The following is a 20,482-nucleotide window of genomic DNA, read 5'->3' as shown; positions in this document are numbered from 1 at the left end:
CGCTCTCTTCCTCTTTTGCCTCAACAAAACACATGGTTTCCCCCTGCTCCCCTCCTCCAACCCCTCCCTTTCTCTGAAAAAAGCAAATAGACAATTTTTCGACGCTTCTCGACGGCAAAAACTTACACCCTTCGACTCCGGTATGTAATTCCGTATTAAAATGAGCGAGATCGCGCATTAAACCTCATGCACAATCCCGCTCATCGCGGTACACATTCAATTTACTTTGAGCTCAATAAACTCAAGATGCGTTCGAGATCATCTTGTGAAAAATAATCAATCTCGATCTTGCCGCGCTTCTTGCCTTGGTGAATTTTCACACCTGTGCCCAAACGGAAGCGAAATTCCTCTTCGTATTGCTTGAGAACCGGGTTGTCCTTCACCACGCGTTTGGGCTTCTCCGCCTCACGCTGGGTCAAATTCTGCAGACGGTTGACCATGTGTTCGACTTCACGAACGGAGAGTTCTTCGTCGATGGCTTTCTCCGCCAGCTGAATTTGCAGTTTCTTGTCACTCAGACCTAACAGCGCCCGTGCATGTCCCATCGACAGCGTCCCGCGCGACACATGCTCGCGGATCTCGCCCGGCAGGTTCAAGAGGCGCAACGTATTGGCAACATGAGAACGGCTCTGCCCGACTTTCTTCGCCAGGATATCTTGCGTCATGTTGAATGTCTCCATGAGGCTGTGATACGCTTCGGCGACTTCGATCGGATTCAAATCTTCGCGCTGCAAATTCTCGATCAGCGCGATTTCGTTCATCTGCGCATCTGTGAAATCACGCACGACGACCGGGACGTTCTCAAGCCCAGCTTCCTGGGCCGCACGCCAACGGCGTTCCCCTGCGACGATCTCATAGCCGCGCACAGCTTGGCGCACGACAATCGGCTGGATGATCCCGTGTTCCTTGACGGACAGCACCAACTCCGCCATTTTCTCCTCATCGAAGACGCGACGGGGTTGGTACGGGTTCGGTCGCAGTTCCTTCGGTGTGGCTGTGGTCACTTGCTCGTCCGTTTTCGGGTTCGAGTGGAAGATGGCATCCAACCCGCGTCCCAAACCGCCTTGTCGTTTGTTCATGCGCCCACCACTTCCTTCGCGAGTTCCAAGTAGACTTCTGCACCACGCGAGCGCGGGTCATACTGGATAATCGACTGGCCGTGCGAGGGAGCTTCCCCCAAGCGCACATTGCGCGGGATCACGGTGGTGTAGACTTTTTCGCGGAAGTATTTCTTGACTTCCTCGATGACTTGCAAGCCGAGATTCGTCCGCGCATCGAGCATCGTCAACAGGACGCCTTCGATCTCAAGAGCGGTGTTCAGATGCTTCTGCACCATCCGAATCGTATTCAAAAGCTGGCTCAGACCCTCCAGCGCATAGTACTCACACTGAATCGGGATCAACACCGAATCAGAAGCCGTCAACGAATTAACCGTCAGAAGCCCAAGAGACGGCGGGCAATCGATCAGCATGTAATCGTACTGGTTCTTGATCGGTTGCAACGCTTGACGCAAACGCACTTCGCGCGACATCGTCGGCACCAACTCGATCTCGGCGCCGGCCAGTTGAATCGTCGCCGGCAAAATGCTGAGATGCGGTACTTCCGTCGGCAAAATCGCATCGGCCGCGTTGACCTCGTTGATAATCACATCATAAATATCGTAACGCACATCCGCTTTGTTGATTCCAATCCCGCTCGTGGTGTTGCCCTGCGGGTCGATGTCAATTAACAGGACGCGCTTCCCCAGACTCGCCAGACAGGCGCCCAGATTAACGGCGGTCGTAGTCTTACCGACGCCACCCTTCTGGTTCGCCACTGCGATGACTCTCGCCATGAGCATCCACCTCTTTCAAAACTGTAAGCACGCAATCTCCATTTTACAAGAAATCGCAGAAAAAGAATAGAACAGAAAAAGCAGGCAAACGCCTGCTAGAAAAACAATGCATGGAAACGCAACCAAATCATCGCGAACCCTTACGATTTGGTCTTCGGTACACGGATCACGAACTGGTAATACTCTTCGTGGTCCTCCTCTTCCTTCTCGCAATGAATTCCGCTCTGCACAATCATGTCGAGCGATTGACGGATGGTGTTCACCGCCAAGCGAATGTCCCGGGAGAACGAGATCTTGCGCGGTTTCTTGGCCGGTGTCTCGGCTTCTACCAACAATTTGATCCGCGCTTCGGTCTGCTTGACGTTCATTTCCTTCTCGATCACTTCAGCGAGGACTTTCAATTGCAATTCTTCCGACGGCAACGCCAGCAAGGCCCGAGCGTGACGCTCCGAGACTTTACGTGCCATCAGCGCTTCTTGTACGTCTCTCGGCAGGTTCAACAAGCGCAACTTGTTGGCAATCGTGGACTGACCCTTGCCCAAGCGTTGAGCCAAACTCTCCTGCGTCAACCCGTGCAGCTCCAAGAGCTGCGAATAGGCCACCGCTTCCTCAATCGCCGTCAACCCTTCGCGCTGCAAGTTCTCAATCAGCGCCACGGAAGCGGCTTGCGAATCGTTGAGTTCACGAATGATGGCAGGAATGGTTTCAAAGCCCAGTTTCGTGCAAGCACGCCAACGACGCTCACCGGCGATCAATTCATACGTTTCGCCGACTTTGCGTACGACGATGGGCTGAATCATCCCGTGAGTTCGAATCGTCTGCGCCAGCTCTTCGATGCGTTCATCATCAAAGATCGTCCGGGGCTGATAGGGGCTCGACACAATCTGACCAATCGGAATCTGGCGTACTTCTTCTTGATTGCTCCCGTTTCCGGTACCGTTATCCGATTCCCGCTCTCCGAGACCGAAGATACGAGACAGTTGTTCTTTCATCACCGACTCACCCACCTACTCAGTAAAAAAACTCAGGTAAAAAGAAGTCACATTCTATTTTCGTCAATCCTTGCACTTTTTCCTGCTTCACAACGGAGATTTCGACGGAGTCCCCGCTTTGCGCGGATATTGTTTCGGCGTTTCTCGAACTTTTTCGACGACGACGATGTTTCGAGAGCCCAATTCGTCGGGCAAGTCCATTTTCAAAAGGTCCACGACTTTGCCGCCGAGCACTTGCAACGCTTTGGCAGATTCAGATACTTCGTTGTCTGCTTCCGGCCCTTTCATGGCAAAAAAGTGCCCGCCGACCCGCACATACGGCAGGCACAGCTCCAAGAGGATGTTCAGACGAGCGACGGCGCGGGCGGTGACTTGATCAAAATTTCCTCGGAAATTTTTTTCCGGCTTCGCGAAGTCTTCTGCGCGTCCGTGAACGCCTTTGTAGTTCGGCGTGCCGAGGGCGGCGGCGAGTTCGTTGAGGAAGCCGATGCGCTTGTTCAGCGAATCAACGACCGTGCAAACGGTGTTCGGCGCCGCGATATGAACCGGCAACGACGGGAAGCCCGCTCCGGCCCCGATGTCGAGCAGCGTGCCTTCATGACGGAATTGCTTGAGTTTGAGCAGCATCATCGAATCGTAGAAGTGTTTGAAATACACGCCCTCTTCGTCGGTGATCGCGGTCAGGTTCATTTTTTCATTCCATTCGACGAGCCATTTGAAATAGGTCTCATACTGCCCCATCTGGTGGTCGGTCAGCTCAACACCCAGGCGGGTCGAGACAGCCTCGCGAAATCGCGCTTGCACCTCACTCATGAACGGCACTCCTTCTCTGCAAGCCTTCCAGATACACCATGAGGATCGAGATGTCTGCCGGGTTGACGCCGGAGATGCGCGAAGCTTGGCCGATGGAGATCGGACGGATCTTGATCAGCTTTTCACGCGACTCGCTGGAGAGGCCTTTGATTTCGTTGTAGTCGATGTGTTCCGGAATTTTTTTCTCTTCCAGTTTGCGTTGCTTTTCGATCTGGGCGTTCGATTTTTCGATGTAGCCCGCGTACTTGATCTGAATTTCGACTTGCTCCTTCACTTCCGGATGCAAGGGTTCAGCGGCGGGGGCCACGTCTTCGATTACGCTGTAGCCGACTTCCGGGCGGCGCAAGAGTTGTTCAAGCGTCGCGGCGTCGTGAATTTCTTTGGAGCCCAGTGCGGCGAGTTTCGGGTTGATCTCGTCCGCTTTGAGGCGCGTCTTGGACAGGCGCGCTTTTTCCTGTTCGATCGCTTCTTTTTTCTTCATGAAGCGGACGAAGCGCTCTTCGGAGAGCAGTCCGATGCGGTACCCGATTTCGGAGAGGCGCAGGTCGGCGTTGTCATTGCGCAGGATCAGGCGGTATTCGGCACGCGAGGTCAGCAGGCGGTACGGTTCGAGCGTTCCTTTGGTGACGAGGTCGTCGATCATGACGGCGATGTAGGCGTCGGAGCGTTCGAGGATGACCGGTTCGCGGTTCAGGGCGTTCATCGCGGCGTTGATGCCGGCGATCAAACCTTGACCTGCTGCTTCTTCGTAGCCGGACGTGCCGTTGATTTGCCCCGCGGTGAACAGACCTGCGACTTGCTTCGTTTCCAAAGTCAGTTGCAGTTGGGTCGGGATGACCGCATCGTACTCGATTGCGTAGCCGGGGCGCATCATCTCGACTTGCTCCATGCCGGGGATCGTGCGCAGAAGTTTCAACTGCACTTCTTCCGGGAGCGACGTGGACAGACCTTGGACGTAGTATTCGGCGGTGTAGCGGCCTTCCGGTTCGAGGAACACTTGGTGGTTCGGACGCTCGGAGAAGCGGACGATTTTGTCCTCGATCGACGGGCAGTAGCGCGGGCCGGTGCCTTCGATCATGCCGGAGAACATCGGCGCACGGTGCAGGTTCTCTTGGATGATCTGGTGCGTGTCCGGGTTGGTGTACGTCAGCCAGCACGGCATCTGTTCACGCGGCATGATGTCGTCTGCAAATTGGAAATGCAGCGGGTCGCGGTCGCCCGGTTGAATTTCGCACTTGGTGAAGTCGATGGTGTCGCGATGAACGCGCGGCGGAGTGCCGGTCTTGAAGCGGGCCAGTTGGAACCCGAGGTCAAGCAACGAGTCGGTCAATTTGACAGACGGAAGCTGCCCGTTCGGACCCCCCGCGTATTGGACTTCGCCCATGATGATCTTGCCGCGCAGGTAGGTGCCCGTCGTGACGACGACCGATTGCGCGGTGTAGGTGGCGCCGGTCTTGGTGATGACGCCCTTGATGCGGCCGTTTTCGGTTACGAGTTCCTCGACCATGCCTTGGTGCGTGGTCAAGTTCGGCGTGTTCTCGATGGTTTCTTTCATTTTGTGCGAGTAGAAAAATTTATCGGCCTGTGCGCGCAACGCATGGACCGCCGGGCCCTTGCCCGTGTTGAGCAAACGTAATTGCAGATATGTAAGGTCGGTGTTGCGGCCCATCTCGCCTCCGAGTGCGTCGATTTCGCGCACGACGTTGCCCTTCGCCGGGCCTCCGACAGACGGATTGCAAGGCATGTGGGCGATCATGTCGAGGTTGATGGTGAGCAAAAGCGTTTTGCATCCGAGTCTCGCCGAAGCAAGCGCCGCTTCAACCCCCGCATGTCCGGCCCCGATCACGATGACGTGATAGTCTCCAGCATGGTAGTGCATTGGGTGTCTCCCCCTTGGTTGGTTCTAGGATGGTTCGTATTTACTTGCCGAGGCAGAATTGCGAGAAGATCTGGTCGAGCAGGTCGTCGGCGACCGCTTCTCCGACCACTTCGCCAAGCGACATCCAGCACGAGCGAACGTCCACGGCGACCAGATCGAGCGTCATCCCCATCCGGGCGCTGTCGAGCGCTTCGCTCATCTCGCGTCCTGCTTTTTCAAGCAGCGCGACATGGCGGGCGTTGGACAGGTAGGTGCTCTCTTGGCCTTCGATGCCGCCCGACAGGAACAAGTCCTCCACGGCTCGCTCCAATTGCTCCATGCCTTCTCCCGTTGCGACGGACGTTTCGACGATTTTGAAGTCTCCGGCGAGAGTTCGCAGTTCTTCGAGGTCTGCGAGGCGCGGCAGGTCGGTTTTGTTGAGGATCACGATGGTCGGGCGAATCTTCACCGCTTCGGCCAGCTCGCGGTCGATCTCGTTGAGCGGACGAGAAGCGTCGATCATGAACAGCACGAGGTCCGCTTCTTCCAACGCTTCACGGGAACGCTCCACGCCAAGTCGCTCGACGATGTCCTCCGTCTCGCGAATGCCCGCGGTGTCGATGATGTTCAGCGGGATGCCGCGCAAATTGATGTGTTCCTCTAAAATGTCGCGGGTCGTCCCTTCGATGTCGGTGACGATGGCGCGGTTGGTGCGCGAGAGAGCATTGAGCAGCGACGACTTGCCGACGTTCGGCTTGCCGATGATGACCGTCTTCAAGCCTTCGCGCAAAATCTTGCCGGTCGTCGCTCCGCCGAGCAGTCGGTGAATCTCTTCGACGATGGAATCACCCTGCGTAATGACGTGCTGGATGGTGACATCTTCGACATCGTGCTCCGGGTAGTCGATCGTCACTTCGATATGGGCGAGCATCTCGACCATTTTTTGCCGAAGTTCTTTGATCTTCTTGGAGAGTCCGCCTTCGACTTGGCGGAATGCGACTTTCATCGCGGCGTCCGTTTTCGAGCGGATCACGTCGATGACCGCTTCGGCTTGCGAGAGATCGATGCGTCCGTTGAGGAACGCACGCTTGGTGAACTCCCCCGGTTCGGCGAGTCGGGCTCCGTGATTCAAGACGAGACGCATGACGCGCTGAACGGCGACGATGCCGCCGTGCCCTTGAATTTCCACGACCTCTTCGCCCGTATACGTGCGCGGGGCGTGAAAGACGGCGCAAAAAACTTCGTCAACGCGCTCGCCGGTCTGTGGATCAATGATCGAGCCGTAATTCATGGTATGGCTGTCCACAGTGGCCAGCGATTTTTTGCCTCGGTAGATCTTATCCACAACGCTCACCGCGTCGGTGCCACTTACACGGATGACGCTGATACTGCCTTCGCCAAGCGCTGTGGCTATCGCGGCGATCGTGTCAAATTCCTTCATTCGAGTTCGCTCCTGTCTAGCTTCTTCCTATCCAGTTTGCCCGTTCCATCCCTTGTGCATAACCATTCTATCATAGCGCAAAACATTGGCAATAACTATCCACATGTGGATATCGATTCCGTTCCATTTGCACGAAAAAAAAGCGAACCTGTTATCCACAGATTCGCTTCAAGAGTATGAAAAAAGCGGCCCCACGTGTAGCACGCGGGCCGCTTCTCTACGCTTTCGGTGACGGTTCACGATCCGGCCGTTTGGTCGATTTCGGCGATTTGTTGTTGCCGGAACCTTGGCGGCGCGGGCCGTTTTTTTTCGGAGCACCGCTCTCCGATTTGCGCGGATGGCGGGGTTTGTTGTGGTGCGACGGGGTCACGCCGCGCGGTGTGATCACGACTTTGCGGTACGGTTCGTCCCCTTGCGAATGTGTCTTCACATCGGAACGGCCTTGCAGGTAGCTGTGAATCACTTTGCGTTCGGCGTTGCCCATCGGCTCCAACACCACTTCGCGACGGCTCTGGACGGCCTTTTTCGCCAGACGGTCGGCGAGGCGTTCGAGCGTTTCCTTGCGTCGCGAGCGGTAATCCTCAGCGTCGAGCGACACGCGCAAGAATTTCTCGCTGTGCTTGTTCGCCACCAAGTTCACCAGGTACTGCAACGAGTCGAGCGTGGCTCCGCGGCGTCCGATCAGCATGCCGATCGACTCGCCTCGAAGTCGGAAACAGTAGTTGTAGTCTTGCTCCTCCTCAACAGTGACGGCGATGTCCGAGAGGTTCATCGCCGCCAGCACTTCATCGAGGAATTTGCGCGTTTCGAGAATCGGGTCGGGTGCAAGAGGTGCGGCCGAAGTCGACTGCGACGTGGAAACCGGAGTTTCCTTCGGCACGACGACCTCCGCTGCTACTTCGAGCACTTCCACCTCAACTTCTGCATCGCGCTTGCCAAACAAGCCGAAAAACAGACCGCGATTGGGCTGCGTCAAAATGGTTACGTTCACGCGATCACGAGAGACCCCGAGCTTGTTCAGCGCGAGTTCGGTTGCGAGTTCAACCGTCTTCCCCGTTGTGATCACCTTTTTCATTTCGACTTCCCTCCGGTTTTCGCCTTCGGTTCCGCCGGTGCTGCGTTGCGGATGCCTTTGGTGAAGTACGTTTGGATGATCGTCAGGATGTTACCGAAGATCCAGTACAGACCGAGAGCGGCCGGGAACTGCCAGGTGAAGAACGCGATCATCGCCGGCATGAAGAACAGCATCATTTTGGCGTTGGCGTCCTTGGCACTTGTCATCGACATCTTGGATTGGAAGAACGTCGTCGTCGCCGAGAGAACGGCGAGGATGATGTTCGCGACGCCTTGCTTCTGCGACAGCGCGAGGATGCCGAGGAAGTAATGCGCTTTGAGATCCGGGTTCAAGTTGATCGCTTGGTAGAGTGCAAACAGAATCGGCATCTGCACGACGATCGGCAAGCAACCGGAGAACGGGTTCGCCCCGTATTGTTGGAAGATCTTCATCGTTTCCGCGTTGATCTTCTCTTTGTCATCCTTGTGTTTCTCCCGAATCTTTGCAAGCTCCGGTTGGATGGACTGCATGACTTTTTGGTAGCGGATCTGCTTCATCATCAGCGGGAAGACGATGATGCGCACGATCAGCGTGACGATCAGGATCGCAACCCCGTAGTCGCCGATTACATGGTAGAAGTAGTCGAGGCCGTCCGATACGAATCCGACGAACTTGCCCCAAATTCCGCTACGGTCGATCTGTCCATTGCTGGTTGTATGAGCCGTACAACCGGTGAGCGTCATTGAGAGGACGACCAGCAGCATGAAGATGCTCAGTCGTGATTGTTTACGCAACACGCAGAGTTCCCCTCCTTGGTGTGAGTGGTGTGAGCATCAGTATGAGTATGTACAGCGTCCGGCACCGGGTCAAAACCTCCCGGATGCCAAGGTCCGCACTTTACCAAACGAACGGTAGTCAAAAAAAGACCCCGCGTCACTCCGTGCTTCTGCACAGCTTCCACGCCGTAGGCAGAGCAGGTCGGGTAAAACCGACATGTCGGAGGCTTGAGCGGAGAGAGAAACTTCCGATAGAAGCGAAAAAACGCGAGGATCGCCGCTTTCATGAAGGAGTGACTCCCTTCGAAGCTGCGGGCGGATTGCGCTTGGCACCCGTGCCCTTTTTGCCGGGACTTGTGGCCTTGCGCTGGCTGGCGTCCTTGCCATTCTCCATGTTGCGCAAGAGATGCTGGACGTTTTGCCGGATGGTATGAAAATCGAGCTCCGCCGCCGACGGCCTCGCGATGACCACGAAGTCGTAGAGATCGGTGACTTTCTCCTTCTCTAAACGGAAAGCTTCACGAAGCAAGCGCTTGACGCGGTTGCGCGTGACGGCCTTGCCGACTTTTTTAGAGACGGAAAATCCGACTCGAAAAGCGGGGTTGTTCGGAGTCTTCATATAGTAGAGCACGAGATAGCGGTTGGCAAAGGAATGCCCGTGATGAAACACCCGTTGAAAATCTCGTTTGTCTGTTAGTCGATGTTCCCGTTGTAACATGAGCTGGCCCCCATTCCATCTCTAGTATCGGAAGCAAGGGTGCCGTTTAACCGCCTCATTTTGGCCCGTAAACCCACCTATTATGTAGAAAAAAGGCCACAAAAATGTGGCCTTATGCGGAAAGAACCTTTCTGCCTTTAGCACGGCGGCGAGCAAGCACGCGGCGGCCGTTTTTGGTCGCCATGCGGCTACGGAAGCCGTGGACTTTTTTACGCTTGCGTACATTCGGACGGTAAGTCGGTCCCATCATTACACCTCCCTACGACTTGTCTATGTCAAGGACGCGAAGTCACTTGTTAGAGACAATATTCTTCATCATTATAGCGGACGTGGGCAGATGACGCAAGTGCAAGAAGGCTGCGGGGAAAGTTTCCTTTTTGCAAAAAGGCCTGAAAAAGCCTGTGGATAACGCATTCGACATCTTTGCGAGTTTTCGACAAGGTTAGCAACACCCTTATCCACAATCCACATGGGTGTGAACAAGTGTTCTTGCCTAGTGTTGTCTTTGTGGATAAGTTCCAAAAGTCCCGTTGTCATGAGGGTTTCTTATCTGGTAGAATGGAAAAGCCCTTTGTGGAGAACGTAATCCCGTCCACATAGTTATTAACAGCTGTGGATAAGTTTGTGGATAGTTATCCTCTGCCTGTGTACGGCTTGTCCACATGGGTGGGGATATGGTTTACATCGATTGGCAAATCGTATAAAATATCGACATTCTTTGCGTACATCATTATCCACAGTTCTTGTTGATAGAGCAATCGGCTGTGGGTTTTTATTTGTGCATTTTTTGAGGAGGTTCTCGTCTTCTATGGACCGGCAAGCAGTTGACCTGTGGCAGAAGACCTTGGCCACGCTTGAGACGAAGCTCTCCAAGCCTAGTTTTGAGACATGGTTCAAGGCGACGAAGCCCGTCTCCTTTGAATCGAATACCCTGATCGTCTCCGTCCCGAACGACTTCGCTCGCGACTGGTTGGAGTCTCGGTATTCCCACATCATCAAAGATACACTCGCCGCGTTAACGATGTCAGAGGTTGCGGTCAAGTTTGTCATCCCCCAGGTTTTCGATGAATCTCTCTATGAGAACTCACCCAAGCCTGTGCCGCCAAACGCGACGCAAAACGGAACGCCCGGCGAAGAATTTGTGCCGTCTGCCCTGAATCCGAAGTACACGTTCGACACGTTCGTCATCGGGGCCGGCAACCGGTTCGCCCATGCAGCGTCGCTCGCCGTGGCCGAAGCACCGGCCAAAGCGTACAACCCGTTGTTCATTTACGGGGGAGTTGGACTTGGCAAAACCCACTTGATGCATGCGATCGGTCATTATGTTCTCGATTCGAACCCGGCGGCCAAGGTGGTCTACATCTCGTCCGAAAAGTTCACCAACGAGTTCATCAACGCCATCCGCGACAACCGGCCGATTGATTTTCGCAACAAGTACCGCAACGTCGATGTCCTCCTCATTGACGATATTCAGTTCTTGGCCGGGAAAGAACAAACCCAAGAGGAATTCTTTCATACGTTCAACGCGCTGCACGAGGAGAACAAGCAGATCATCATCTCCTCCGACCGTCCGCCCAAGGAGATTCCGACTTTGGAAGACCGTCTGCGCTCGCGTTTTGAATGGGGTTTGATCACCGACATCCAACCGCCGGACTATGAAACCCGGATTGCGATCTTGCGCAAAAAAGCCAAGGCCGAAGCCTTGGACATCCCAAACGACGTCATCTCGCACATCGCGAACAAAATCGACACCAACATTCGCGAGCTCGAAGGTGCCCTGATCCGCGTCGTCGCGTATTCGTCGTTGATCAACCGGGACCTCTCCGCGGAACTGGCAGCCGAAGCGCTCAAGGACATCATCCCGTCCAACAAGCCGAAGCAGATCACGATCCACGACATCCAAAAAGCGGTCGGCGAGCACTTTGATATGAAATTGGAGGACTTCAAAGCAAAAAAACGCACGAAGGCCATCGCCTTCCCGCGCCAGATTGCGATGTACCTCGCCCGCGAGCTGACCGATTTTTCCCTGCCGAAGATCGGCGACGAATTCGGCGGCCGCGACCACACGACGGTTATACATGCGCATGAGAAGATCGCGAAGGAACTGCAAACCGACTTCACGCTGCGGCAGACCGTCGAAGCTTTAAAAGAAAAACTCGGTCACAACTAACAATTGGGGATAGTACTTGTGATCAAACTGTGCATAACTTTTGGGTGATTTTGAGGCTTGGATATGTGGATAACTGTGTCGAAGATGCTCACAATTTGTCCACACCGCTGAAACCTAGCTCTGGCTGGGGTTTTCGGCGTTATCCACATATTCAGGGCGCCTACTAGTATTAGTACTAAAAAGATCTTATATCTATCACCTACAACAATATGCATTGCGTTGCTGTTATAGTACACCTGAGAGATGCCAGCGAGGGGGCTCATCGATGAAAATTTCTATTTTGAAAAACCAGTTGGTCCAGGCTATACAAAACGTACACAAAGCAGTTTCCAGCAAGTCCACGATCCCGGTGTTGTCGGGGATCAAGATGGCGGCCGACGAACAAGGTCTGCACTTCACCGCCACCGACTTGGAAATCGGAATCGAGACTTTGGTACCGACTCTTATAGACGACGAAGAAATCGTGCAGGTTAAAGAGGCAGGGGCGATCGTGCTTTCCGCTCGCTTCTTTGGCGAGATCGTTCGCAAGCTGCCGGGCAAAACGGTTGAGATTGAGGTCAAGCAGAACTACCTGACGATCATCCGATCCGGCAAGACCGAATATAATCTTCACGGCCTTGATCACGAAGAATTCCCGCGTCTGCCGCAAGTGGCCGACAACCAGGTCTTCTCCGTGCAATCCGATATTCTCAAAGACATGATTCGCCAGACATCGCTTGCCGTCTCCACCGAAGAGATTCGTCCGGTGCTGACCGGCGTCGTGTTTGCGCTGAAAAACGGCAACCTCAAGTTCGTCGCAACCGACTCCCACCGACTGGCGACCCGCGAATCGATCGTCGAAGCGCCGCCGGAGTTGGAATTTGCCAACGTCATCGTGCCGGGCAAAGCGCTGAACGAATTGGGCCGCCTGCTTGCCGATGACGATTCGCTCGTCGACGTGCTGGTTTCGGAGAACCAAGTGTTGGTCAAAATGGGTCTCACCAAGTTCTATACCCGCCTGATCGACGGTCAATACCCGGATATCTCGCGCATCATCCCGAGCACGTTCAAAACCGGACTCACCGTCAACACCAAAGAACTGCAAGGCTCCATCGAGCGTGCGTCTCTGGTTGCGAAGGAGAACGACAACAACCTCGTTCGCTTTAACATCAAGCACAATCGGTTGGAGATCACATCGAACTCGCCGGATGCAGGTAAGTATTCCGAGCCGATCGACGAGATCGAAGTGACCGGCGATGAACTGGTGATCGCGTTCAACTCGAAGTATTTTCTCGATGCACTGCGCGTCATCGACTCCCCGGACATCTTGATCGAGTTCACGGGATCGATGAGCCCGTTTTTGATCAAATTGCCGGACAACCCGCGCTATCTCCACCTGATCTTGCCGGTGCGCATTTACTAATTCCCTGAAGGAGTCGAGAGGCATGGCTGCACAAGAGGTTTACCTGTCCAAAGACGAGATCACGCTCGGCCAATTTCTGAAGTTCGCTGACATCATCGACTCGGGCGGACACACGAAGTGGTTTTTGGAGGAGCACGACATCACGGTCAACGGGGAAGTCGAATCCCGCCGCGGCCGCAAACTCCATCCGGGCGATCTCGTTCACATCGAGGGCGTCGGCACGTACAAGCTGGAAAAGGAACAAGGCTAGATGTGGCTGAAAGCGCTGGAACTTCGTGATTTTCGCAATTACGAATCCTTGCAGCTGTTCGATCTGTCGCCGCGCGTGAACATTTTTGTCGGGCAGAACGCACAGGGCAAGACCAACGTCGTCGAATCGGTGCTGATGCTATCGGTGGCGAAAAGTCACCGCACGAACCGCGATGCGGAGATGATCCGTTTCGGGGAGGAGTCGGCGTTGCTTCAAGGCATGGTCGAGCGGGACAACCGCACGTACAAACTGGACCTTCGCCTGCTTCAAAAAGGCAAAAAAAGCCGCGTCAACGGCGTAGAAAAACGCAAGATGAGCGACTTTGTCGGGCATTTGAACGTGGTGCTGTTCGCGCCGGAAGACTTGCAATTGATCAAAGGCGGCCCGCAAACGCGGCGCCGCTTTCTCGATGTGGAGATCGGTCAGGTCTCGCCCCAATATCTCTACAACCTCTCCCAGTATCAAAAAGTGCTCCTCCAACGCAACACGCTGCTCAAAGAGATCGCCAAGAAGGAAAAAACCGAAGATCTGCTCGCGATCTGGGACGAACAATTGTGCGTCTATGGCGCGAAAGTTTTGCAAAAACGCTTTGAGTTTGTGGATAAACTGGAAGGGTTCGCCCGCGATATCCACAGCCGCATCTCCGGGGGCAAAGAAATTCTTTCGTTTCGTTATGTCAACTCGTTTGATTGGGTGGACGGCGCGGATGTGACAGAGCGCTTTTTCCAAACCTTGCAATCGAAGCGCAGATTGGATATCCTTCGAGGGACTACGTCCGTCGGTCCGCACCGCGATGACTTGGAAGTGCGGATCGACGAACGAGAGGTGCATACGTACGGGTCTCAAGGTCAGCAGCGCACGGCGTCGCTGTCGATGAAATTGGCGGAGATCGAATTGATCAAGGCGGAAGTCGGCGAATACCCGGTGTTGTTGCTCGATGACGTGCTTTCGGAACTGGACAGCGAACGCCAGCTGCATCTGGTCGAGAGCATGGGCGAGCGCGTGCAGACTTTGATCACCACGACCAGCACGTACGGATTGGAGCAGTTCATGCAGGAAGAAGCGCACGTGTACCGCGTAGACAACGGCGCGATGTCCAGGGAAGAAGGGTAGGTGTGGCAGGATGTTCATCCACTTGGGTGGGGACGTCATGGTGCAGAGCAAGGAAGTCATCGCGATTTTTGACGTCAAGATGAAATACTCTGCAGATGCGACCAAGGAGTTTCTCGACGTGGCCGATGAGGAAGGATTTGTCGTGGTCATTGACGAAAACGAAAGCAAGTCGTTTGTTGTGACGACCCGTAAAGTCTTTTACTCGCCGATTTCTTCGCTGACGTTGAAAAAACGGGCCGGGTTCGTCTCGGAACTGGAATAGGGACCTTGAACGAGGGGTCCATCGGGACTTATGACCCGGTGGACTTTTCCTTTGCTTGCAGAAGTGATAGAATTTTATAGATTAGGGTCATACTAGCTTTTTAGACAGATACATATTTACTTTTTCCTCTGGAGGGTTTGACATTGACTCAGGAACAGAACGCCTACGTCTACGATGAGAATTCGATCCAAGTCCTTGAGGGACTCGAAGCCGTCCGCAAACGTCCGGGCATGTATATTGGCTCCACCACTTCCCGGGGTCTGCATCATCTCGTCTGGGAAATCGTCGACAATGCGATCGACGAGGCGCTCGCTGGCTACTGTGATCATGTTCACGTGAAGATCCACGAGGACAACTCCATCACCGTCATCGACAACGGCCGCGGCATTCCGACGGGTGTTCACCCGAAAATGGGCATTCCGACTGTTGAAGTGGTCTTCACCGTCCTTCATGCCGGCGGGAAGTTTGGCGACGGCGGCTACAAAGTTTCCGGCGGTCTGCACGGCGTTGGTGCTTCTGTCGTCAACGCGCTCTCCGAGTGGCTGAAAGTCGAAGTCCACCAAAACGGCAAGATCTATCGTCAGGACTACGAGCGAGGTGCGCCGCAAAACTCCTTGGAGCCTGTGGGCGACATGGCGGAAGGCGAGCGTTCCGGCACGATTGTTACGTTCAAGCCGGACAACGAGATTTTCCAAGAGACGCTCGTGTACGAGTACGAGATTCTCGAAGGACGTCTGCGCGAGTTGGCGTTCTTGAACGGGGGCTTGCGCATCACGTTGGTCGACGAGCGCTCCGGGCAAGAAAAACAGGACGAATTTTACTACGAGGGCGGGATTGCGTCCTTTGTTGAGTATTTGAATAAAGGCAAAGAAGTGCTGTTCTCACCGCCGGTCTTCACCGAAGGGGAGAAGGAGGGCATCACCGCGGAGGTCGCTCTGCAGTACAACGATTCCTACTCCAAAGACAGCATCTATTCGTTTGCCAACAACATCAACACCCACGAGGGCGGCACGCACGAATCCGGCTTCAAGTCGGCGCTGACCCGCGTCATCAACGACTATGCCCGCCGCTACAACTTGCTCAAGGAAAACGAGAGCAACTTGACGGGCGACGACGTGCGCGAGGGGATCTGTGCCGTCATTTCGGTCAAAGTTCCGGAGCCGCAGTTTGAGGGCCAGACCAAGACCAAACTGGGCAACTCGGAAGTGCGGGGGATCGTCGAGACCCTTTTTGCCGAGAAGTTCATGCAGTTTCTCGAGGAGAACCCGACGACCGGCAAGAAAATCATCGAGAAGTCTCTGCTTGCGTTCCGCGCTCGTGAAGCGGCCCGCAAAGCACGCGAATTGACCCGCCGCAAGTCCGCGCTGGAAGTTTCGTCGTTGCCGGGGAAACTCGCCGACTGCGCGTCTCGCGACCCAGCGGAGTCTGAAGTGTTCATCGTCGAAGGCGACTCGGCGGGCGGCTCTGCCAAGCAAGGCCGCGACCGTCACCGCCAAGCGATCCTGCCTCTGCGCGGGAAGATCATCAACGTGGAGAAAGCTCGTCTGGACAAGATCTTGTCCAACAACGAGATCCGCGCGATCATCACGGCGCTTGGCACGGGGATCGGAGACGACTTCAACATCGAGAAAGCCCGGTACCACAAAGTCATCATCATGACCGACGCCGACGTGGACGGCTCGCATATCCGCATCTTGTTGCTGACGTTCTTCTACCGCTACATGCGGGACCTGATCAAGGCGGGCTATATTTATATGGCACAACCGCCGCTGTTCAAGGTTTCCAAGGGCAAGAACGTAAGCTATTGCTACAGCGACAAGCAGCTCGAAGACAGACTGAACGAGATCGGGCGTCAAGGCGTCAACATCCAGCGCTACAAGGGTCTCGGCGAGATGAACCCGGAGCAGCTCTGGGAGACGACGATGGACCCGGAGAGCCGTACGTTGCTCCAGGTCAGCATCGAAGACGCAGCGAAGGCGGAGATTCTGTTCGATCACCTGATGGGCGACCGCGTCGAACCTCGCCGCGACTATATCGAGCAGAACGCACGCTATGCGAACCTCGACATCTAATCTTTTTAAGTTAAGGGGATACCAATGGCAGACATCGATCGCAACCCGACGATTGACATCGCTCATGAATTAAAAAGCTCCTTCATCGACTATGCGATGTCGGTAATCGTCTCCCGTGCACTGCCGGATGTGCGCGACGGCTTGAAGCCGGTACACCGCCGAATTCTCTTCGCGATGTTCGAAGCCGGGATGACGCCGGATAAACCGTACAAAAAATCGGCCCGCGTCGTCGGCGACGTATTGGCGAAATACCATCCGCACGGGGATGCGTCCGTATACGACGCACTCGTTCGGATGGCGCAGAACTTCAACACCCGCTACCTGCTGGTCGACGGTCACGGCAACTTCGGTTCCGTGGACGGCGACGCAGCGGCGGCGATGCGTTATACGGAGTCGCGTATGTCGCAGATCGCGATGGAACTTTTGCGTGACATTAACAAAGAAACCGTCGATTTCGTCCCGAACTACGACGGTTCGGAAAAACAGCCGGACGTGTTGCCGTCTCGTTATCCGAACCTGCTCGTCAACGGTTCCGGCGGGATCGCAGTCGGGATGGCGACCAACGTGCCGCCGCACAACCTGACTGAAGTTATCAACGGGGTTCTCGCGATGATCGAGGACCCGGAGATTACGGTGCAAGACCTCATGAAGATCATCACCGCGCCGGACTTCCCGACCGCGGGTCAAATTCTCGGCCGTTCCGGGATTCGCCAAGCGTATGAAACGGGCCGCGGCTCGATCATCATGCGTGCGAAGACCCACATCGAGGAAGCCAACGCAGGCAAGGCGCGGATCATCGTCACCGAACTTCCGTACCAAGTCAACAAAGCGCGCTTGGTAGAAAAAATCGCCGAGCTCGTTCGCGATAAAAAAATTGACGGCATCACCGACCTGCGCGACGAGTCGGACCGCAACGGGATGCGCGTCGTCATCGAACTGCGCCGCGACGTGAAGCCGCAGGTTGTGCTGATGAACCTTTTCAAGCACACCCAACTTCAATCGACGTTTGGCGTGAACATGCTGGCGCTGGTCAACAAGGAACCGAAAGTCCTGAACCTGCGCGAGATGATCTACTACTACCTCGAGCATCAGAAGGACGTCATCACCCGCCGCACCCAGTTCGAGTTGAAAAAAGCGCGTGCCCGCGCCCACATCCTCGAAGGTCTGCGCATTGCCCTCGACCATATCGACGAGGTCATCGCTCTGATCCGTGCGTCGCGCACGACGGAAGTTGCGCGCAACAACTTGATGGAGCGCTTCGGTCTCTCCGAAGAGCAATCGCAAGCGATCCTCGACATGCGTCTGCAACGTCTGACGGGTCTTGAGCGTGACAAGATCGAGAACGAATACAACGAACTGATGGCGTTGATTGCAGAACTCGAATCGATTCTCGCAGATCAGACCAAGCTGATGGCCGTCATCCGCGAAGAGATCACCGAAATCCGCGACAAGTTCGGCGATGACCGCCGTACGATTGTCACGGCAGCAGAAGGTGATATCGACGAAGCGGATCTGATCCCGGTGGAGGACGTTGTCATTACGATTACGCACCAGGGGTACATCAAGCGACTGCCGGCGAGCACCTATCGCAGCCAAAAGCGTGGCGGACGCGGTGTAACGGCAACGGGGATGAAAGAGGAGGACTTTGTCGAGCACCTCTTCACGACCTCGTCGCACAATTATCTGTTGTTCTTCACGAACCGAGGCAAAGCGTACCGGATCAAGGCGTTCGAAGTGCCGGAGTTCGGTCGCGCGGCGAAAGGGACTCCGATCATCAACGTGCTGAACATCGAGCAGGGTGAGATGGTTTCGGCGGTCATTCCGCTTGAGAACGTCACGGATGCGCATGAAGCGGAAGTCGTGGAGCACGATGTGGCAGAGAGCGAAGACGCTGAAGTTGTGAACGGACCGTTCCTGTTCTTGGCGACCCGTCGCGGGATCGTTAAGAAAACGCCGCTCACCGCATACCAGAACATTCGCAAGGGTGGCTTGATCGCACTGACGTTGCGTGATGAGGACGAGTTGATCGGCGTGAAGCTGACCGACGGGAACCGCAACATCATCCTCGGTACGCGCAACGGCATGTCGGTTCACTTTGCGGAGAACGACGTTCGTTCGATGGGCCGCAACGCAGCCGGCGTGAAAGGGATCGATCTCGATGCAGGAGATGTCGTCATCGACATGGATGTCACCAGCGATGATTGCCATGTACTCGTCGTCTCCAGCAAAGGGTACGGCAAGCGTTCGCCGATCGACTCCTACCGTGTCCAAGGACGTGGCGGACGTGGTCTCAAGACCATCGACCGCACGGAGAAGACCGGGCACATCGCCGGTTTGAAGGTGGTCACGGAAGAAGATGACATCATGGTCATCACCAACACCGGCGTCGTGATCCGCATGGCGTCGAACACCATCTCTGAACTCAGCCGCATCACGCAGGGTGTCAAGTTGATCACGTTGCACAATGAGGATGAGGAAGTCTCCACCGTTGCTCGCGTTCCGAAAAGCGACGAAGAAGAGAAAGAAACCAAAGAAGAAGAGTAAGAAAAACGCCGTGGCTGCGAGTGCAGTCACGGTTTTTTTATGTGCATTGAAAAAGAGTGTTGACAGATCCGGAGCTATATGATAGATTAGTTGAGTAGCCGATGAGCTACAGCATTGATCCTTGAAAACTAAACGAGTGATAGATGAAGATCGATTCGAGTCAGAACCAAACTTTTATTGAGAGTTTGATCCTGGCTCAGGACGAACGCTGGCGGCGTGCCTAATACATGCAAGTCGAGCGGACTGATGGAGAGCTTGCTCTCTTGAGGTCAGCGGCGGACGGGTGAGTAACACGTGGGTAACCTGCCTGATCGTCTGGGATAACGCTTGGAAACGAGTGCTAATACCGGATAATCTCTTGGATCGCATGGTTCGAGAGTAAAAGGAGCTTTTGCTCCACGATCAGATGGACCCGCGGCGCATTAGCTAGTTGGTGAGGTAACGGCTCACCAAGGCGACGATGCGTAGCCGACCTGAGAGGGTGACCGGCCACACTGGGACTGAGACACGGCCCAGACTCCTACGGGAGGCAGCAGTAGGGAATCTTCCGCAATGGGCGAAAGCCTGACGGAGCAACGCCGCGTGAGTGATGAAGGCCTTCGGGTTGTAAAACTCTGTCTTCTGTGAAGAACCATCCTGTGCAGAGAAAGCTCAGGACCTGACGGTAACAGAGGAGGAAGCCCCGGCTAACTACGTGCCAGCAGCCGCGGTAATACGTAGGGGGCAAGCGTTGTCCGGAATCACTGGGCGTAAAGCGCGCGCAGGCGGTCTTTCACGTCCGGGGTGAAAGCCCAGAGCTCAACTCTGGGATTGCCTTGGATACGGGGAGACTTGAGGATCGGAGAGGCAAGGGGAATTCCACGTGTAGCGGTGAAATGCGTAGAGATGTGGAGGAACACCTGTGGCGAAGGCGCCTTGCTGGCCGATTTCTGACGCTGAGGCGCGAAAGCGTGGGGAGCAAACAGGATTAGATACCCTGGTAGTCCACGCCGTAAACGATGAGTGCTAGGTGTTAGGGGGCCCACCCCTTAGTGCCGAAGCTAACGCATTAAGCACTCCGCCTGGGGAGTACGGTCGCAAGACTGAAACTCAAAGGAATTGACGGGGGCCCGCACAAGCAGTGGAGCATGTGGTTTAATTCGAAGCAACGCGAAGAACCTTACCAAGACTTGACATCCCGCTG

18 protein-coding genes and 1 rRNA gene are annotated in these 20,482 nt (G+C 55.1%); 8 read left to right on the top strand and 11 right to left on the bottom strand.

Going from position 1 to position 20,482, the window contains the following annotated elements:
* Positions 1-221 precede the first annotated feature (221 nt).
* From JJB07_RS00095 to rpmH, 11 genes are all read right to left on the bottom strand, one after another.
* The gene (locus tag JJB07_RS00095; protein WP_201630138.1) at positions 222-1,079 is read right to left on the bottom strand and encodes a ParB/RepB/Spo0J family partition protein; all 858 of its coding nucleotides are present in this window, start codon (positions 1,077-1,079) and stop codon (positions 222-224) included.
* Positions 1,076-1,834: a ParA family protein gene (locus JJB07_RS00090; protein WP_201630137.1), complete on the bottom strand. Its 759-nt coding sequence runs from the start codon at positions 1,832-1,834 to the stop codon at positions 1,076-1,078. The genes JJB07_RS00095 and JJB07_RS00090 overlap by 4 nt, the downstream gene beginning before the upstream one ends.
* 140 nt (positions 1,835-1,974) lie before the next feature.
* Positions 1,975-2,826: a nucleoid occlusion protein gene (noc, locus tag JJB07_RS00085; RefSeq protein WP_201632594.1), complete on the bottom strand. Its 852-nt coding sequence runs from the start codon at positions 2,824-2,826 to the stop codon at positions 1,975-1,977.
* Positions 2,827-2,913: 87 nt separating this feature from the next.
* A complete protein-coding gene (rsmG, locus tag JJB07_RS00080) occupies positions 2,914-3,639 on the bottom strand; it encodes a 16S rRNA (guanine(527)-N(7))-methyltransferase RsmG (protein WP_201630136.1) in 726 nt (241 codons plus the stop codon).
* A complete protein-coding gene (mnmG, locus tag JJB07_RS00075) occupies positions 3,632-5,518 on the bottom strand; it encodes a tRNA uridine-5-carboxymethylaminomethyl(34) synthesis enzyme MnmG (protein WP_201630135.1) in 1,887 nt (628 codons plus the stop codon). The genes rsmG and mnmG overlap by 8 nt, the downstream gene beginning before the upstream one ends.
* Positions 5,519-5,558: 40 nt before the next feature.
* Positions 5,559-6,938 carry a tRNA uridine-5-carboxymethylaminomethyl(34) synthesis GTPase MnmE gene (mnmE, locus tag JJB07_RS00070; protein ID WP_201630133.1) on the bottom strand — a complete coding sequence of 460 codons (1,380 nt, stop codon included), beginning with the start codon at positions 6,936-6,938 and terminating at the stop codon, positions 5,559-5,561.
* Positions 6,939-7,155: 217 nt separating this feature from the next.
* The gene (gene jag / locus JJB07_RS00065) at positions 7,156-8,013 is read right to left on the bottom strand and encodes an RNA-binding cell elongation regulator Jag/EloR (protein ID WP_201630131.1); all 858 of its coding nucleotides are present in this window, start codon (positions 8,011-8,013) and stop codon (positions 7,156-7,158) included.
* The gene (locus JJB07_RS00060) at positions 8,010-8,789 is read right to left on the bottom strand and encodes a YidC/Oxa1 family membrane protein insertase (protein ID WP_347338300.1); all 780 of its coding nucleotides are present in this window, start codon (positions 8,787-8,789) and stop codon (positions 8,010-8,012) included. Before JJB07_RS00060 ends, jag begins: the two co-directional genes overlap by 4 nt.
* The gene (gene yidD / locus JJB07_RS00055; RefSeq protein ID WP_201630130.1) at positions 8,765-9,055 is read right to left on the bottom strand and encodes a membrane protein insertion efficiency factor YidD; all 291 of its coding nucleotides are present in this window, start codon (positions 9,053-9,055) and stop codon (positions 8,765-8,767) included. The genes JJB07_RS00060 and yidD overlap by 25 nt, the downstream gene beginning before the upstream one ends.
* The gene (gene rnpA / locus JJB07_RS00050) at positions 9,052-9,486 is read right to left on the bottom strand and encodes a ribonuclease P protein component (RefSeq protein WP_201630129.1); all 435 of its coding nucleotides are present in this window, start codon (positions 9,484-9,486) and stop codon (positions 9,052-9,054) included. The genes yidD and rnpA overlap by 4 nt, the downstream gene beginning before the upstream one ends.
* 112 nt (positions 9,487-9,598) lie before the next feature.
* Positions 9,599-9,733, bottom strand: coding sequence for a 50S ribosomal protein L34 (rpmH, locus tag JJB07_RS00045; RefSeq protein ID WP_430727189.1), 135 nt, complete (start codon positions 9,731-9,733; stop codon positions 9,599-9,601).
* A 561-nt stretch (positions 9,734-10,294) separates the two neighbouring features.
* Here rpmH and dnaA point away from each other — a divergent pair.
* From dnaA to JJB07_RS00005, 8 genes are all read left to right on the top strand, one after another.
* Positions 10,295-11,656 carry a chromosomal replication initiator protein DnaA gene (gene dnaA / locus JJB07_RS00040; RefSeq protein ID WP_201630127.1) on the top strand — a complete coding sequence of 454 codons (1,362 nt, stop codon included), beginning with the start codon at positions 10,295-10,297 and terminating at the stop codon, positions 11,654-11,656.
* A 265-nt stretch (positions 11,657-11,921) separates the two neighbouring features.
* Positions 11,922-13,058, top strand: coding sequence for a DNA polymerase III subunit beta (gene dnaN, locus JJB07_RS00035; RefSeq protein ID WP_201630126.1), 1,137 nt, complete (start codon positions 11,922-11,924; stop codon positions 13,056-13,058).
* A 22-nt stretch (positions 13,059-13,080) separates the two neighbouring features.
* Positions 13,081-13,308 carry a S4 domain-containing protein YaaA gene (gene yaaA, locus JJB07_RS00030; RefSeq protein ID WP_201630124.1) on the top strand — a complete coding sequence of 76 codons (228 nt, stop codon included), beginning with the start codon at positions 13,081-13,083 and terminating at the stop codon, positions 13,306-13,308.
* Entirely contained in the window at positions 13,309-14,421 is a 1,113-nt protein-coding gene (recF, locus tag JJB07_RS00025; RefSeq protein WP_201630123.1) for a DNA replication/repair protein RecF, read from the top strand.
* 10 nt (positions 14,422-14,431) lie between these two features.
* Positions 14,432-14,683, top strand: a complete 252-nt coding sequence (remB, locus tag JJB07_RS00020) for an extracellular matrix regulator RemB (protein ID WP_201630122.1) — start codon at positions 14,432-14,434, stop codon at positions 14,681-14,683.
* 143 nt (positions 14,684-14,826) lie between these two features.
* Positions 14,827-16,755, top strand: coding sequence for a DNA topoisomerase (ATP-hydrolyzing) subunit B (gyrB, locus tag JJB07_RS00015; RefSeq protein ID WP_201630121.1), 1,929 nt, complete (start codon positions 14,827-14,829; stop codon positions 16,753-16,755).
* Positions 16,756-16,779: 24 nt separating this feature from the next.
* Positions 16,780-19,299 carry a DNA gyrase subunit A gene (gene gyrA / locus JJB07_RS00010; protein ID WP_201630120.1) on the top strand — a complete coding sequence of 840 codons (2,520 nt, stop codon included), beginning with the start codon at positions 16,780-16,782 and terminating at the stop codon, positions 19,297-19,299.
* A gap of 173 nt (positions 19,300-19,472) precedes the next feature.
* Positions 19,473-20,482: ribosomal RNA gene (locus JJB07_RS00005) — 16S ribosomal RNA — on the top strand; the annotation flags it as partial.

The sequence above is a fragment of the Tumebacillus amylolyticus genome (assembly GCF_016722965.1).
Lineage (GTDB): Bacteria > Bacillota > Bacilli > Tumebacillales > Tumebacillaceae > Tumebacillus > Tumebacillus amylolyticus.
This window is presented reverse-complemented; position numbering and strand designations above follow the sequence as displayed.